This is a genomic window from Psychrobacter sp. KFRI-CH2-11 (assembly GCF_038239325.1).
Lineage (GTDB): Bacteria > Pseudomonadota > Gammaproteobacteria > Pseudomonadales > Moraxellaceae > Psychrobacter > Psychrobacter celer.
On sequence record NZ_CP151283.1, the window covers coordinates 192630 to 209643 of the forward strand.

General features: G+C 45.3%; 17 protein-coding genes. 13 read left to right on the top strand and 4 right to left on the bottom strand.

Annotated elements, in window-relative coordinates:
- Positions 1-470 precede the first annotated feature (470 nt).
- The 4 genes from AADH33_RS00805 to AADH33_RS00820 form a co-directional block, all read right to left on the bottom strand.
- Positions 471-1310 carry a metallophosphoesterase gene (locus AADH33_RS00805; RefSeq protein WP_348549247.1) on the bottom strand — a complete coding sequence of 280 codons (840 nt, stop codon included), beginning with the start codon at positions 1308-1310 and terminating at the stop codon, positions 471-473.
- A 195-nt stretch (positions 1311-1505) separates the two neighbouring features.
- A complete protein-coding gene (locus AADH33_RS00810) occupies positions 1506-2330 on the bottom strand; it encodes a metal ABC transporter permease (RefSeq protein WP_348549248.1) in 825 nt (274 codons plus the stop codon).
- Positions 2331-2409: 79 nt separating this feature from the next.
- Entirely contained in the window at positions 2410-3183 is a 774-nt protein-coding gene (locus AADH33_RS00815) for a metal ABC transporter ATP-binding protein (RefSeq protein WP_348549249.1), read from the bottom strand.
- 80 nt (positions 3184-3263) lie between these two features.
- Positions 3264-3800 (bottom strand): Fur family transcriptional regulator, encoded by a 537-nt coding sequence (locus AADH33_RS00820; protein ID WP_192993460.1) that lies wholly within the window; start codon positions 3798-3800, stop codon positions 3264-3266.
- A 249-nt stretch (positions 3801-4049) separates the two neighbouring features.
- Between AADH33_RS00820 and AADH33_RS00825 the strand changes: the two genes are divergently transcribed.
- The 13 genes from AADH33_RS00825 (at position 4050) to AADH33_RS00885 (ending at position 16993) form a co-directional block, all read left to right on the top strand.
- Positions 4050-4937 carry a metal ABC transporter solute-binding protein, Zn/Mn family gene (locus AADH33_RS00825; RefSeq protein ID WP_348549250.1) on the top strand — a complete coding sequence of 296 codons (888 nt, stop codon included), beginning with the start codon at positions 4050-4052 and terminating at the stop codon, positions 4935-4937.
- 409 nt (positions 4938-5346) lie between these two features.
- Positions 5347-5745 carry an ATP synthase subunit I gene (locus AADH33_RS00830; RefSeq protein ID WP_348549251.1) on the top strand — a complete coding sequence of 133 codons (399 nt, stop codon included), beginning with the start codon at positions 5347-5349 and terminating at the stop codon, positions 5743-5745.
- 718 nt (positions 5746-6463) lie between these two features.
- Positions 6464-7330: a F0F1 ATP synthase subunit A gene (gene atpB / locus AADH33_RS00835; RefSeq protein WP_075101877.1), complete on the top strand. Its 867-nt coding sequence runs from the start codon at positions 6464-6466 to the stop codon at positions 7328-7330.
- A 33-nt stretch (positions 7331-7363) separates the two neighbouring features.
- On the top strand, positions 7364-7612 hold the full coding sequence (gene atpE / locus AADH33_RS00840; protein WP_010197960.1) for a F0F1 ATP synthase subunit C: 249 nt from the start codon (positions 7364-7366) through the stop codon (positions 7610-7612).
- A gap of 117 nt (positions 7613-7729) precedes the next feature.
- A complete protein-coding gene (locus tag AADH33_RS00845) occupies positions 7730-8200 on the top strand; it encodes a F0F1 ATP synthase subunit B (RefSeq protein ID WP_075101878.1) in 471 nt (156 codons plus the stop codon).
- 13 nt (positions 8201-8213) lie between these two features.
- Positions 8214-8837: a F0F1 ATP synthase subunit delta gene (locus AADH33_RS00850; protein WP_348549252.1), complete on the top strand. Its 624-nt coding sequence runs from the start codon at positions 8214-8216 to the stop codon at positions 8835-8837.
- A gap of 93 nt (positions 8838-8930) precedes the next feature.
- Positions 8931-10475 carry a F0F1 ATP synthase subunit alpha gene (gene atpA, locus AADH33_RS00855; RefSeq protein WP_075101880.1) on the top strand — a complete coding sequence of 515 codons (1545 nt, stop codon included), beginning with the start codon at positions 8931-8933 and terminating at the stop codon, positions 10473-10475.
- 210 nt (positions 10476-10685) lie between these two features.
- Positions 10686-11567 carry a F0F1 ATP synthase subunit gamma gene (gene atpG, locus AADH33_RS00860; RefSeq protein WP_348549253.1) on the top strand — a complete coding sequence of 294 codons (882 nt, stop codon included), beginning with the start codon at positions 10686-10688 and terminating at the stop codon, positions 11565-11567.
- A gap of 38 nt (positions 11568-11605) precedes the next feature.
- The gene (gene atpD / locus AADH33_RS00865; RefSeq protein WP_075101882.1) at positions 11606-13039 is read left to right on the top strand and encodes a F0F1 ATP synthase subunit beta; all 1434 of its coding nucleotides are present in this window, start codon (positions 11606-11608) and stop codon (positions 13037-13039) included.
- A gap of 104 nt (positions 13040-13143) precedes the next feature.
- A complete protein-coding gene (locus AADH33_RS00870) occupies positions 13144-13560 on the top strand; it encodes a F0F1 ATP synthase subunit epsilon (protein WP_348549254.1) in 417 nt (138 codons plus the stop codon).
- Positions 13561-14158: 598 nt separating this feature from the next.
- Positions 14159-14875, top strand: coding sequence for a response regulator (locus AADH33_RS00875; protein ID WP_071002805.1), 717 nt, complete (start codon positions 14159-14161; stop codon positions 14873-14875).
- A 198-nt stretch (positions 14876-15073) separates the two neighbouring features.
- The gene (locus tag AADH33_RS00880; protein ID WP_348549255.1) at positions 15074-16762 is read left to right on the top strand and encodes an ATP-binding protein; all 1689 of its coding nucleotides are present in this window, start codon (positions 15074-15076) and stop codon (positions 16760-16762) included.
- A gap of 51 nt (positions 16763-16813) precedes the next feature.
- Positions 16814-16993 carry a hypothetical protein gene (locus AADH33_RS00885; RefSeq protein ID WP_075101885.1) on the top strand — a complete coding sequence of 60 codons (180 nt, stop codon included), beginning with the start codon at positions 16814-16816 and terminating at the stop codon, positions 16991-16993.
- Positions 16994-17014: the final 21 nt, after the last annotated feature.

The following is a 17014-nucleotide window of genomic DNA, read 5'->3' on the forward strand; positions in this document are numbered from 1 at the left end:
CTATAAGTTGTCCCTTTATAAAACGTTTTACCACTTGGTAACACAAGTAACACAGCTGATCTAATAATAAAGTTGTCTCGATATGACGACAGCGACATATCAGTACCCCAGTATATGGTTATGTATATTTTTATTTAAATACCTTGATGCAAATACCTAAGTGTAAATAGGGTAATTGGCCTACGGGTCGCTAAACAATATAACAAAACACGGACTATGAATACTTAGCGTGTGGTCAGGTTAGCCATCCTAGCTATTATAATTTTGTCTAATCTCGGCTATAGGTTATCTTTATATTTTAATCATCATCTGGTTTTATAAGTTGTATCACTGTTTTTCATAATAATGAAGCAGTTTTTATCATTGTTGGTGTTTTAATGCAGTCAGACATCACCTATCTAAGCCAGCAATATCAGCAAGAAGTCCGATACATCAGGGCTGCATCACGCTCGCCGCGATAAATCTGGGCGTCAAGTATCCAGTCTTTCTACCCAGCTTGCAACCTCTCCATTGTTGGCTAATTGCAACCAACGGTAACCCGGCTGGGCACGTTTATCATAGGCAAAGTCATTTGCAAAAGGTTTGAACTGATAGCAGGTAGAAGGGGTGCTATATACCGTGACCCCTTGATAGTGGCGTACTTGCTCTTGATGAGTATGACCGCTGATGATTGCTTTTAAGTGCGTAAACGCACTCATCTGTCGCCAAAAATCCTCGCTGTTTTTTGCCATATGGGTATCGATCCAGTCAGAATCGACAGGAATCAGATGGTGATGGACGGCAATGAGCGCAGGCTTGCTACAGTGGCTGAGCTGCTGACATAGCCAATCGATATCGCTTGGCGCGATCTCACCTGAAACCTTGCCTGCGATGGATGAGTCCAAAAACAACAACTGCCAATGAGCAGACTCAATCACATGCCGACTGAGCAAACGCGGGTCAGCTGGTTTGGCCACCAGCTCACGCTGAAAAAACGGCAAATCATAGCCCAGCTCATCGGTCACATCATGGTTGCCGGCGATACAAGCAAAAGGAATGCCAGTCGCTTGTAGGACGGCAAAAATATGATCGTAGATATCAGGTTTTACTCGATTGACCAAATCGCCCGTCACCACAATCAAGTCGCAGCGAATATCATCGTTTAATGCTTGCGCCAGTACCGTCTCAAAGCTGTGCTGACACAAAACAGCGTCACCGCTACTATCGTCTGTGCCCTTGTTGATAGGCGTTGATAGGTGCAAATCCGTGATTTGTAAAATATTGAGCTGTTCATCAGGTGGGCAAAGCGTGTTGACAGGATAGCTTGGCATTGGGGCGCTCCCTCATCGACTCAAAACAAGCAAAGTTGCCAGAACGACTATGGATAAACAATGGTAATTTGGCATGGCTGATGCCAGCCCTATTAAAGCAAGTTTATAACATAAAGTGAATGAAAGCTCTAGCAATATTGATGAAATAAAGTTGGACAACATTAAGGTAAAACTTGTTTATAACCCGGTGGTTACCTAGTGCCGGCGCTCTGCTGACCAAAACCTAAGCGTTTTTAATTTGCTAAAAAACAACGCAATAAAAAACAAAATCGCTAATATCAAAACAATAGCAAGACCGGTCTGAATGTCCAGCCAAATACTGCCCCACACGCCCACCGTGACGCCAACCTGAGCGATCAGTAAAGACATGAGGACCATTTGCTTGGGCGAAGATGCCCATAAGCGTGCACTCAAGGCTGGCAGTACCAAAAGGCCACTAATCAGTAGGCTACCCACCGCCTGCAAGGCAATGGCACAAAACCCTGCCAATACCCCCATAAAAAATAACCGCTGGCGCGCAGGATTGATACCTTGAATCCGTGCTAAGGCCTCATGAGTGGCCAGCTTGATTTGCGCTGGCCATATATAGATAAGCAGTCCTAAACCCACCAGTACACTGGTGGCAAGCAGCGGCAGATCAGCCCAATCCAGCTCAAGTAAATTACCGAACAAAAACCCCAGTACATTGGCCTGCTGGTCGGTCAGCTGAGTCAATGCCAGTAGCCCCAAGCACAGCAGCGACACCGCGACGACGGCCAGTACTGCATCGACAGGCAAGCGTTCATCATCGATAAGGACCAGTCCTAAGACCACCGCGATACTAATGATAGCAATCCCAACGCCCATCGGTAATTGCCACCACACTGCCAAAGCAACGCCCAGCAGCGTACCATGCGCCAGTGCATCGGCAAAAAAAGCCATGCGTCGCCACAATACCAGACACCCCAGAGGCGCTGAGAGCAACGCTAAAATACTACCTGCAATCCAAGCCGGGGCAATGATGGCTAACCAAGCGCTCATAAAAGATATCCGTAACAGTTTTTAGTTTGCATTAACGCTGTGTTTTTAAGGCAGTCATCAACGTGTTTGAGTGCATGTATTATAATTCGCTGGGAGCATGATGCTCGCAAGCATGCGGCTGATGCACATACGGTTGCTCATAGTGGTGACCAAACAGCTTTTGAAACTCACTACTAATCGCAAGCTCGCTTGGCTGACCTTCACAGCAGATATGCTTGTTGAGACAAATCACCCGCCGGCTGCCTTTCATCACCCAATGTAAATCATGCGACACCACGAGCATGGCGCAGCGCAGAAACGCTGGTAGCTCATCAATAAACTGATACAGCCAAACCTCAGTATCAGGATCAAGCCCTTGCATCGGCTCATCTAAAATTAACAAATTGGGTTTGTCCAGCAGTGCCCGCGCCAACAACACGCGCTGCGTCTCACCACCTGACAAATGCAGCATCTGCTGTGACAGCAGATGCGTCAAAGACAAGTTGTCAAAAATAAATTGTCGCTGCTTGGCCGTTAGGCGTTTTTTGTCCGCTTGTGCCAACAAATCACAGACGCGTAATGGCAGTATCGGCGGCACGGCAAAGCGCTGCGGGACATAACCCAGCTGTAGAGGCTGGTGAGCGGTGATTTGCCCTTTGGTCGGCTCAAGCAAGCCTAAAATAAGCTTGACCAAAGTCGACTTGCCCGCGCCATTGGGCCCAATGAGGCTAAGTGTTTCATCGACAGCAATATCGATATCGATATGCGTCAGTAGACGCTGCTGACCAATATGAAAACTGATGTCACTCAAGCTCAGTAGCTTTTTACGATCAAGTGTTGTATCAGTCGTAGTGGTAGACGTAAACGGTGACATAAGCGCGCTCATAGGGCAAGGACTCAAGGTAAGATAAACGATGGATGATAAATCAACGAGCAAATAATAAACCGTCGGTATTACTGACAAGCTTGGCAACGACCACTCAGCTCAATGACACTACGCTCCACCACAAACCCCACATCTTTTTCAGCAAAGCTCATCATCTCTTGTACCGGTACGCTACTGCATTCTTGTACCCGCTGACACTGCGCACAGATCAAAAACGCCGCCGTATGCTGAGCGCGAGGATGACAGCAGGGCACGTAGGCGTTGATAGAAGTGAGCTGATGAATCAAGCCTTCACCGAGTAAAAACTCCAAGCTGCGATATACCGTGGGTGGTGCCACATTTTTTGTCGTTTTTTGCGCCGACGCATCATCAGCCCCATCAGGTGCGACTAGTCGCATTTGCTGCAACTGGGTGATCAAATCATACGCGCCGACGGGTTGGTTGGCTTCGAGTACCAGCTGGTATATCTGCTGCCGTAACGGCGTAAAACGCGCACCACTGAGTCGGCACTGCTCCTTTGCTGCGCGCAGGCGCTCAGTCACATCATGCGGCGTAAAATCTTGCACATCATGCAAGTGATCGCAGACTGACAAACTCGTAGACATGAGGCAAACTCCTAAAAATTACGTAGCATTTTAGCAATGGCGTTTTCTAGTGTTATAGTATAACATAATAAAATAAAATTACCGAGCAACCAAAATATTGAATAACCAAGTAAATTGACCTGCCACTGTCAAAGGGTGATCTGATGGGAATGATCGAGCTGGGGTGATAGCAACCACAAAACGATATGTCCGATGCCCAGTATCTATATTTGCTTAACTTTTTACCAACTATATACCAAAGAGCTGACTATGAATCCAATGTTTTATGATTATTTGCGTGCCTATCCGATTTTGCAGCGTCTGCTAGCATCGCTACTGCTATGGTTGGGGCTGGCCTGTGTGAGTGCGCATGCAGCCACCGTCAGCGTCAGCAACTATCCGCTGTTTTTATTGAGTGAGGCGGTGACCGAAGGTGCGCCGTCTGCCAAGCGGCTACTACAAGCTGGCGAGGTCGGGCATCATGGCAGTATCAGCCCTGGTGATATCAAGGCGATACGCGACAGTAAGTTTGTGGTTTGGTTTGGTGAGTCGCTAGAAAACAACTTGGCCTCAAGCTTAAAGACAGCGCCTAATGCCATTGCCTTATTTGAGTTTGATGCCTTTAATCGTCATCCGCTACGTGATGTTCAAGGCAAACCCATCGCCGGCACGCTAGACCCTCATATCTGGCTCGATCCTGATAATGCCAAAGCCATCACTCGTGCCTTGGCTGTTATCCATAGCCATGCCAATCCGCAATATAAAAGCCTTTATCATGCCAATGCACAAAAATTCGCCCAGCGTTTGGACAGTGCGGTGGCCGCCGCCAGCTTTTATAGCACAAAAACTCCCTCACCCTACTGGGCTTATCATGATGCGTATCAATATATCGAAGACAGCATCAATTTACAGCTCATTGGTAGCTTGAGTGTCGATCATCACTTAGCACCAAAAGCCAGTCAATTACGCCGGTTAAATGAGCAGCGCCCAACCAAGCGAATGTGCTTGGTCAGTCCAAATGCACCTGCCAAAGGCTTGCTGGCCAAATTACAGCCCGTCAGTACCACAGTACAAGCAGAAGACATGAGTAACAGCACCGATTTTATCAGTGGCTGGCAAACGATGGCGCAGCAAATCCATCAGTGTATCGATAAATAAGCGCAATTAAGCGCAATAACGCTCAAGTATCTGACTGACGTGCATGACTGACGGCTATTATACAAATGCCACAGTATTTTTTAAGGCATCTGATTTTAAGCTATCTGAAAAATAGTTGATCGACGATAAGATAAACACAGGAGCACGCTGGTATAGCGCTACTCCCTTTATTTAGGATGAATGATAACGGGCACAGGCTTGCCGCTCTTGATGGCATTCATGAGCAGTGATTGGGGTAGGGGAGGGATAAAAGGTAGATTTTGCTTGCTTAACGGCTGCAGCCTCCTTATAATAAGTGGCGTTTTATTTTGGTTAAAAGGTAACACCTGTAGAGTGAGTCATTCACGGATAAAAAGGTCGCAAGTATTTTTGCTGCCTTATCCCAATGCTATAAGGCTATAGGCGTACCATGACCAAACCTGCCAAACGCACCCAAAAAGACAAGATTGGTATTTATATCAAACGCCAAGCCTGGCTGTTATTTATCTTGATCATTGCCGCTTGGATAATAGATATAAGCTGGCTACATAGTCAGCTTATCATCGCAAAGAGCACCGCAATCGGTGCACTACTGAGCTTTATCACACAGGCTGTATTTGCTTTTTTTGTTTTTTGGTACACCGGATATCGCGCGCGCAGACACATTGTCAGCCAGCTATATCGAGGTCAGATGGCCAAATGGCTATTGACTGTGTTTGGTTTTGCACTAATTTTTATTACCGTACAACCCCTATCTGCGCCAGCGCTGTTTATCGGTTTTATGGTAATGCAAATTAGTCACAGTTGGATGTTGTGGCACATACGCTAGTGCTGGTAGCTCATGATGGTATCGATGATGATCTATCTGCGATGGTTACTGATTAAATAGTACTAGGCAAGTCACCCTGCCGTCCAATTTCTCTATGACTGATTCTATAAAGTCAAAAAATGACATGTGCTTTATTTCTATTGATATGATTTTTATCGATAGGAATATAAAGATAGCGATATAGGCGACGAAGATTCATTGATAAGCGCAAAATGACGATTAAAACAACACAACGTCTCAATAAGCTTTGGGTTTAGTATTAAATATTTCTACCCAGCAAATGAAGCAAACCTATACGACTAAAGGTCAGTGGCCGCTAACTTATTCATACGGCGGATAAAAAAGTCATAATTGACTTTACACGAATACAACGCTGCATTAATATAGGCAGCTAAATATTTTGCTTATAAGCGCCGAATTGAGCGATAGCTACAAAAATGTGGCAGTAAGCAAGCACATATATAATAATTTTGCGTATACATGCAAGGGCTATTACTGAATTATCATAAGCCCTTTTTTGATAGCTAAAATTTAACTTACGCCATCAAACATCGCATCGTAATAGAACTATGGGTTGGATGTTATTGGTTACATGAGTGCTTTGGTTTGTTCTATATATTTGCTTAATCGCAACATACATAGAAAGATCACACCTCATCAGATGACAACCATATTTTTGGTAGTTGATTAAATCGTTGATTAATAAGAAGCTTACATTATGGCATCCGAGCAAACATCATCAGAATATATCTCTCACCACTTAACGAATTGGACGTACGGTTACCTGCCGGGCGAGGGCTGGAAAGTTGCTTATACTGCTGAAGAAGCAGGGCAAATGGGCTTTAACGCTATCCATCTTGATTCTATGCTATGGTCAATTGGTCTGGGTATTTTATTTTGTGCCATCTTTTGGATGGTTGCCAAAAAAGTCACCTCAGGCGTGCCAAGCAAGACGCAAGCTGCGGTTGAGATGATCGTTGAGTTTGTTGATAACAACGTGCGCGATTCATACAGTGGTACGTCAAAACTAATTGCGCCTTTGGCGTTGACTATTTTTGTCTGGATCTTCTTGATGAACTTGATGGATCTATTGCCTATCGACTTTATTCCAAGTCTGGCAGGGCAGATCGGCGCTATGATGGGCCATGATCCACATCATGTGTTCTTCAAGATTGTTCCAACGACTGATCCTAATATCACGCTTGGCATGTCATTCTCTGTCTTTTTGTTAATTCTTTTTTATAGCATTAAAGAGAAAGGCGTGGGCGGCTTTATTGGTGAGCTAACGCTGCATCCATTTAGTGCCAAGAATCCTATCTTACAAATTATTTTAATCCCCATCAACTTCATCTTAGAAGCCGTTACTCTAATTGCAAAGCCTGTCTCATTAGGTTTGCGTTTATTCGGTAACATGTATGCTGGGGAATTGATTTTCATACTGATTGCTCTAATGCCGTTTTGGATTCAATGGGCGTTATCGGTACCGTGGGCTATCTTCCACATTTTGATTATTACACTTCAAGCGTTCGTATTTATGATGCTCACGATAGTTTACTTGTCGCTTGCATCATCAACTGAACATTAATTAGACATTCAATAGGTAAATGAGGATACATCAATGGATCCAGTATTAGGTGGTTACACAGTTATCGCAGTAGCGCTACTTATCGGTCTTGGCGCACTTGGTACAGGTATTGGCTTTGCTATTCTAGGTGGCAAGTTCTTAGAAGGTGTTGCACGCCAGCCAGAGCTTGGCTCTCAGTTGCAAACTCGTATGTTCATCGTAGCAGGTCTTCTTGATGCTATTCCGATGATCGGTGTTGGTATTGCTATGCTGTTGTTGTTCGCTAACCCTCTAGCAGGTTAATCCGAAAGCTCAGTTGTAAATGTTTGGTATTCAAAGATTTATTATCCAATATAGTCAAGATTTGACTGCCAAACATGATCAATGAAACTGATTTTTCATTAACAAAGAGGTGATCACGTGAATATCAATTTTACCCTCGTCGGTCAAGCCATTGCTTTTGCAATATTTGTGATTTTTTGCATGAAATTCGTGTGGCCACCACTTATCGGGGCCATTAATGAGCGTCAGCGTAAAATCGCTGAAGGCTTGAATGCCGCAGAAAAAGCAAAAGCAGACTTGGCGACCGCAGAGCAAGATGTCCAGCAGGAGCTTGATCTTGCGAAGACTAAAGCCGCGGCTTTAATCGAGCAAGCCAACAAGAGTGCCAACCAGCTTGTCGAAGATGCAAAAGCGCAAGCGCAAGCAGAAGGTGAGCGCATTCGCCAACAAGCACAAGCATCTATCGACCAAGAAATCAATCAAGCGCGTGAATCATTACGTGCGCAAGTTGCTGAACTGGCTGTACTTGGTGCTGAGAAGATTTTGCAAGACAAAGTCGATGAGCAAAAACATGCCAGTATGTTAGACCAACTGGCGGCGAAGCTGTAATTGTGAGGATATCATGGCTGACTTATCAACCTTAGCACGACCGTACGCTAAAGCCGCGTTTGACTATGCCAACGAAAATGGTGTGGTAAATGAGTGGGAAAGCTTCTTATTTATTGCCAGCCGCGTTGTCAATGACAAGTCGTTCAGTACTTGGCTGGACAATCCAGCTGTTTCTGCTGAGCATAAGTCAGCTGCTTTGGTCGATCTTTATGATACACAAGTAGCGGGTTCTAATGACTCTGCTTTTAAGCAACTATTAGATGAGAACCAAGGTGCTCAACCAAGCGCTGACACCAGCTATCCTAAAGTATCAGTAGCACTTAGTAACTTCGTTAAACAGTTATCAGAACAAGAGCGTCTGGCGCTGCTTCCTGAAGTTTATGAGCATTATCGCCGTCACAAGGCAATAAGCTTAAAGCAGCTTGACGCATATGTGACCTCTGCCTATCCATTGACCGACGCCCAGCGTGAAACGATTCAAACGCGTCTTGCTGCCTCGTTAAATGCGAGTGTGGTGATTCACGAGTCGGTCGATCCAAGTCTATTGGCAGGCGCTACGATCAAAGTCGGTGACAAAATCATTGATGATTCGATGCGCGGCAAGTTACAACAGTTAAAAACACAGCTAACTGCCTAATGCCACTCAGTAGCGCAGCCAAATAAAATCTGCGTGAGCGTAAGAGCATTTAAGTCAGTGGGCGGGTTATCATAAATTAAAGGAAACAAGGCAATGCAACAATTGAATCCAGCGGAAATCAGTAACCTGATTAAGCAGCGTATTCAAGACCTTGATGCGGGTGCAACTGCAAAGAATGAAGGCACGATTGTCAAAGTATCTGACGGTATCGTGCAGATTCATGGTCTTGAAGATGCCATGTACGGCGAAATGATTGAGTTTGAAGGCGAAATCTATGGAATGGCGCTTAACTTAGAGCGTGATTCTGTCGGCGCGGTAGTACTTGGTGATTACCTACAGCTGCAAGAAGGTCAAAAAGCCTATTGTACTGGTCGTATTCTTGAAGTACCAGTAGGTCCTGAGTTGCTAGGCCGTGTTGTAGATGCCTTGGGTAATCCTATCGATGGCAAAGGCCCTATCGATGCCAAATTGACAGATAAAGTCGAAAAAATCGCTCCAGGCGTTATCGACCGTCAATCAGTCGATCAGCCAGTGATGACAGGTTATAAAGCCGTTGATACCATGATTCCAATCGGTCGTGGCCAGCGTGAGCTTATCATTGGTGACCGTCAGACTGGTAAAACCGCCATGGCCATCGATGCGATCATCGCCCAGAAAGCTTCTGGCATCAAGTGTGTATACGTCGCAGTCGGTCAGAAACGCTCTACTATCGCCAACGTCGTACGTAAGCTTGAGCAAACCGGTGCGCTAGAATATACCACCGTTGTAGTCGCTTCGGCATCAGAGCCAGCAGCACTACAGTACCTTGCACCATACTCAGGCTGTACGATGGGTGAATACTTCCGTGATCGCGGTGAAGATGCCCTAATTGTTTTTGATGACTTATCAAAGCAAGCGGTTGCGTATCGTCAGATTTCACTCTTGCTACGTCGTCCGCCAGGTCGTGAAGCATACCCTGGTGACGTATTCTACTTACACTCACGCCTACTTGAGCGTGCATCACGCGTCAACGCTGATTATGTAGAAAAATTCACCAATGGCGAAGTAAAAGGTAAAACCGGTTCTTTGACCGCTCTGCCTATCATCGAAACCCAAGCAGGTGACGTATCAGCATTCGTACCAACCAACGTGATCTCAATCACTGATGGTCAGATTTTCTTAGAGTCTAGCTTGTTTAACTCAGGTATTCGTCCTGCAGTAAACGCTGGTATCTCGGTATCTCGTGTTGGTGGTTCTGCGCAGACTAAGATCATCAAAAAGCTCTCTGGTGGTATTCGTACCGCTCTGGCTCAGTATCGTGAATTGGCAGCTTTTGCTCAGTTTGCCTCTGATCTTGATGATGCGACTCGTGAACAGCTTGATCATGGTGAGCGCGTGACTGAACTGATGAAACAAAAACAGTATCAGCCAATGTCAATCTCTGAACAAGCGGCCGTTATCTATGCGTCAAACGAAGGGTTCTTAGCTGATGTACCAGTTGAAAAGATTGGTGCTTTTGAAGAAGCCTACTTACGCTATATGCATGATGAGCAAAGTGAATTGATGCGCGAGATTGATGACACTGCGAACTACAACGATGATATCGCAGGTCGTTTAAAGTCAGCAGTACAGACTTTTAAACAAAATCACAGTTATTAATTTAATGGGTTAAGCCGATCTGGTGATGACTGATCGTTTAAAAAGTGGCGCGTTGTCTGATACGCTTTTTGCTAAGACAAAAGCGCCACTGTCTTAACCACCGTCGGTATTAGATCGCGTTATGCACAAAATATTGCCTTTTTTAAAGGTGAGTGTTTATCAAATGCTGCATGCGCCAATGCTTTTTAACCTTCTTATATTGGAATCATTATGGCAAGCTTAAAAGAGATACGTGCCAAAGTCACCAGTATTAAAAGCACCCAAAAAATCACTCGCGCTATGCAAATGGTAGCAGCGAGTAAGATGCGCCGTGCTCAAGAGCGCATGGAAGTGGGTCGCCCGTATGCTGATAGTATGCGCCGGGTTATTTCACATTTGGTGCATGCCTCATCAGATTACAAACATCCGTATATGGAATCGCGTCCGGTCAATAAGGTTGGCTATATTGTCATTACCTCTGATCGCGGTCTGGCGGGTGGTTTGAATATTAACTTATTCAAAGCCTTATCTAAAAGTATCCAAGATTATCAAGACCAGTCTGTACAAACTGAGTTTGCAGTCATTGGCGCTAAAGGGGTGAGTTTTTTCAAAAACTTTGGTGGTAAAGTGACGTCAGCGGTGACTGACTACGGCGACAAACCAACGTTTGAACAGTTAAACGCACCAGTTCAGGCCATGCTTGAAGATTATAGTAACGGTAATATCGACCGTATCTATGTGGTATACAACCAGTTTGTAAATGCCATGACTCAAAAGCCTATAGTCAATCAATTAGTACCGCTACCAGAGGGTTCATTTGGTGACGAAGAGAGCGGCATACAGACAGAGCTTAGCTGGGATTATATCTACGAGCCTGACATCAAGACATTGATTGATGAATTGCTTGGTCGCTATATCGAATCGATTGTCTATCAAGCGGTAATGGAAAATATTGCCTCTGAGCAGTCCTCTCGTATGGTTGCGATGAAAGCGGCGACAGATAATGCTGGTGACCTTATTAACGATTTACAGTTGGTTTATAACAAGCTGCGTCAAGCGGCGATTACCCGAGAAATCTCGGAAATCGTTGGCGGTGCTGCTGCTGTTTCATAATTGACTACACCTATATATAGAAGTTCAAGGAGAACGCAATGAGTAGCGGTCGTATTGTACAGATTATTGGCGCGGTTCTTGACGTTGAGTTTGACCGTAATGAAGTTCCTCAAATTTTTGATGCCTTGCAAGTAGATGGTACCGAAACTACCCTAGAAGTACAGCAACAGCTAGGTGATGGTATTGTACGTACTATTGCGATGGGATCAACTGAAGGCCTAAAGCGTAACTTGCCTGTGACCAACACTGGCGCGGCTATTTCTGTACCAGTTGGTACAGGTACGCTAGGTCGTATCATGGATGTTCTTGGTCGTCCTATTGATGAAGAAGGTCCAGTTGTCGCTGACGAGAAATGGTCGATTCACCGTGATGCACCAAGCTATGCTGAGCAGTCAAACAGCACTGAGTTGCTAGAGACGGGTATCAAGGTTATTGATCTACTTTGCCCGTTTGCTAAAGGTGGTAAAGTTGGTCTGTTCGGTGGTGCCGGTGTTGGTAAAACCGTCAACATGATGGAGCTGATCAACAACATCGCTCTAAAACACGAAGGTCTATCCGTGTTTGCTGGTGTGGGTGAGCGTACGCGTGAAGGTAACGATTTCTATCACGAAATGCAAGAAGCTGGTGTTGTCAACACTGAAGACTTCAGTAAGTCTAAAGTTGCGATGGTATATGGCCAGATGAATGAGCCACCAGGTAACCGTCTACGTGTTGCACTATCGGGTCTGACCATGGCGGAGTACTTCCGTGACACCAAAGATCCTGCCACTGGTAAAGGTCGTGACGTATTGCTATTTGTTGATAACATCTACCGTTATACACTAGCCGGTACTGAAGTATCAGCACTACTTGGTCGTATGCCATCAGCGGTTGGTTATCAGCCAACACTCGCTGAAGAGATGGGTCTGCTGCAAGAGCGTATTACCTCAACGCAATCAGGCTCTATCACTTCAGTGCAAGCCGTCTATGTACCAGCGGATGACTTGACGGATCCATCACCAGCAACGACGTTTGCTCACTTGGATGCGACAGTCGTACTAAGCCGTGACATCGCCTCACAAGGTATCTATCCTGCGGTTGATCCACTAGATTCAACCTCACGTCAGCTAGATCCACAAGTCATCGGTGAAGAGCACTATAACGTCGCTCGCGGTGTCCAGGAAGTGTTGCAGCGCTATAAAGAGCTAAAAGACATCATCGCCATCCTAGGTATGGACGAGTTGTCAGAAGAAGACAAACTGGTTGTTTATCGCGCTCGTAAGATCCAGCGCTTCTTATCTCAGCCATTCCACGTTGCCGAAGTCTTTACTGGTGCGCCTGGTAAATATGTACCACTACGCGATACCATTGCCAGCTTTAAAGCAATCATCGCTGGTGAGTACGATGACCTACCAGAGCAAGCGTTCTACATGGCTGGTAGCATCGAAGAAGTAGTGGCCAAAGCAGAAAAAATGAAATCTACTGCAGCGTAAGTTGCGTTAGCAATTGCTAAAAGGCAAGTGGGCTACTATCTGTCTACTTGCCAGTAGATAACGCATCGCAGTTTTGATTGAGTTTTGATCGTAAGGAGTTAAATATGGCAACGTTACAATGTCGCGTCGTAAGTGCTCGTGAAGAGTTGTATTCGGGCGAGATCAGCATGCTAATAGCTACGGGTACCGAAGGCGAGATTGGTGTATTGCCAGGTCACACACCGCTTATTACTTTGCTAAAACCGGGTGCGATGCGCGTGCAAACACCAAACGGTGAAGAAGAAGTGATTTATGTTTCAGGTGGCGTTTTAGAAGTTCAGCCAAAGATGATCACCGTACTGGCGGATACCGCCATGCGTGCACACAATCTTGATGAAAGTAAAATCATCGAAGCTCGTAAAAAAGCAGAGCAAATGCTGGTCAATCAGTCTGATACGGTTCAGACCAATGCCGCTTTGGCTTCTTTAGCAGAGTCCGTGGCACAGCTACAAACGATTCGTAAATATAAAAACCGCGCTTAATGTATTTTCTATCGTACTAAGCAGCCTCTCTTATTTAGTATGGTTGGTAGTCATAAAAAACAGTCCATCATGGGCTGTTTTTTTATGTCTGTTATATAGGTTTGTTTGTCATATATTCGGTGTCAGCTAAAATCATATGACAAAAGTAATCAATATCGTGGTTTGCTGCTGACTTTATTAACAGAGATAAAAAGATACTGGCGACAATGAGCGTATCTAGTTATATTAGAGACGATAGTATGTAAATGCTGCGTGAGCGTTGAAAACATGATTGCTATTGTCATAGGTGCTGAGCGATGCGTAAACAGTGATGCGTCAATATCTATGCCAGTATTAAAGCGCTAAAAAAGTCTTTAAACAGTTAATTTGCATGAAAAAGGTAGAGTTTTTGGACGTAAACTAAAGTTTTAATCATTATAGTTTATAGGTTTTGTTACTGACTATAGGCTATAGTATAGGAAGCCGTACGTTTAATAGTATACTGTGCTACCAAGTTGTAACAGCTATACAAACATCAATCGTGCCACAATATGGTGCTATTAATTTTACCGCTCTTACTTTTACTGCTTTTAAATGAGATGTATTAGAGGATATAACAATGACAACGACTGAAGAAGACAACACCCCCCGAATCTTGATTGTTGAAGATGATGAGCGTCTGGCCATGTTGACCCAAGACTACTTGGTCAAAAACGGTCTAGAAGTCGCCATCGAAACCGATGGCAATCGTGCGATTCGCCGTATCGTCAACGAACAGCCTGATATGGTGGTGCTTGATGTCATGCTTCCTGGTAGCGATGGGTTGACAGTGTGCCGTGAAGTACGTCCCCATTACCAGAATCCAATTTTGATGCTGACAGCCCGTACTGAAGACATGGATCAAGTACTCGGCCTTGAGATGGGTGCTGACGATTATGTTGCCAAACCGGCGCAGCCACGCGTCCTACTTGCTCGTATTCGTGCGTTGCTACGTCGCTCAGAAAACGCGCCATCAGAAGATGTGCCACAGCGTCTTGAATTTGGTGAGTTGGTCATCGATAATGGTGGTCGTTCAGTCACGCTTAGTGATGAGCTGGTAGATTTTACTAGCGCCGAATATGACCTATTATGGTTACTTGCATCGAATGCTGGTCGTATTTTATCGCGTGAAGATATCTTTGAGCGCCTGCGCGGTATTGAATATGATGGTCAAGACCGCTCCATTGATGTGCGTATCTCACGTATCCGTCCAAAAATCGGTGATGATCCAGAAAACCCTAAACGTATCAAGACCGTCCGTAGTAAGGGTTATCTGTTTGTTAAAGAAGGCAACTAATCAGCTCACATCTGAGTGAAAACAGATTGTCTCGCATTCTCACAAAAAAACCAGCACCTTTGCTGGTTTTTTTGTGGCTAAATTTTAATTTTTAAACTTAAATACAGCGTTATGTGGTTTAATTAAGCCATCATAATGTAGCAGCACTATGCTGAGTACTATCAGCGGATTTTATTTACTAAGTTGGTCACGGCACGTATGTCATTAGTTTCTTCTTTAAAACACAGTATTTTCGTTCGGATTTATGCCGGGCTGCTTATCGTTTGTTTATGCGTGGCCTTGTTTGCGCAGTTATTGATGGACACCATCAATAAAGAGCGGGTGCAGTCCTATCGAGAAACCATGGCCAAAGGAGCGTTTCATTTGGTCAGTGAAGGAATTGCGCATCAGGACAATGAGCAGCAGCGAGCGTATTGGTTGTCAGATGCCAGTAGCTTGTTTGGTTCGACATTTAGTGTCATACCGATTGATAAAGTGGACTTCACCGCCAGCGAGCTACGCCGTTTTGAAAATGACAATACCGTGGTTCGTTATAACAATCAGCCGGTGTATGCAGATGTTTATTATCGTCTGCCCGACAGCCAAAGCGTCTTGACCGCGAGGGTGTCACAGGTGACCGAACAGCAAGTGCGTGCTATTGCTGTGTTTTTGTTAGATGACTTGTCTTATCACATGACTTTATCAGATAAGCGTGCACGTCTCGCTGAGCTAGAAGACAAGTTTTCTTTTCCGCTTGCGTTTCAGGCGGTCAACACCCTCGATCTGGATTCTGATCAGATAGCGCGTTTGCGCCGTGATGAGGTGGTCATCTCTTTGCAGGATACCAACAGTAGTAAGAGCAACTCAGCGATCAGAGTGATAGTGCCCTCCGAAATCAATGACATGGCTATCTTGATCGGCCCGGTTCCTTTGTTTAACTGGTTTCCGCTCAATCTGATCATCAGTATGATTTTGATCAGTATGTTCCTTATTAGCTTGGGTGTGTATGCGCTGATTTTTCCGCTTGAGCGTAAGCTACAATTGATACAAGTGGGCGTCAACGAAGTCAGTAAAGGCAATCTAGATATCCAAGTACAGGTCATCGGCCAAGATGAGATTGCGCGTTTGTCAGCGACATTTAACGCCATGACCTCGCATATCAAACGTTTGATTGAGTCACAGCGTGAGCTGACACGCGCGGTCTCGCATGAGCTGCGTACGCCTGTTGCCCGTATACGGTTTGCCGTCGATATGCTGGCCGATACCGATGATGAGGACTCGCGCTTTATGCAGCGTGACTATATCGATGAAGATATTGAGTCGCTAAATGGTTTGATTGACGAGATTTTGACGTATGCCAAGCTAGAAGAAGGCTCACCAAAGCTTGATCTAGAGCCTGTCAATCTTCGAGAGCTGCTAGAGCAGGTCGAGCGCGAAACCAACGCGCTAGGTAAACCCATCAAGATAGTGACCAAACTCCCCAGTGCGAAGGTCACGGCGGTGGCTGATAAGCGCTATTTACACCGTGTCATTCAGAATTTGGCTGGCAACGCTCTACGCTATGCAGAAACCACCATTATCATTAGTGCTGGCGTCAAAAAGGGCAATGCCTTTGTCAGTGTCGAAGATGATGGTCACGGTATCCCAGAAGAAGACCGCGAAAAGGTGTTTATCCCGTTTTCGCGCTTGGATGACAGTCGCACCCGTGCATCGGGTGGCTATGGACTTGGTCTGTCTATCGTTTCGCGCATTGCCTTTTGGTTTAACGGCAGTATGAAAGTAGATGAAAGCCGTGAGCTTGGCGGCGCGAGGTTTGTCATGACTTGGCCGATTAAGCCCTTGACACAGATATTGGCGGCAGATGAGTTGACGCAAGAAAGAAGTGAGCGTGATATTGAAAACCAATGATAAGCAAAGACAGCCAGTGCTCAGCAGAGCAATAGTAGAGGAGGGCAAAGGATGCCATACTTATTTGGCGGTTTGGTGATAGTAAATGCGATTACCTTGGGGTATTATTTATTTGTGCAGCAGCCGAGTAGCACTCAGACCGTAGAGGCGGCCAAAGCGGAGATTACCCAGCCGCTGGCCTTTACCAATAGTGCTAAGTACATCCCGCCGGTGATTGGCAGCAAAGACTGAGATTTAAGACCAAGGGCCGGC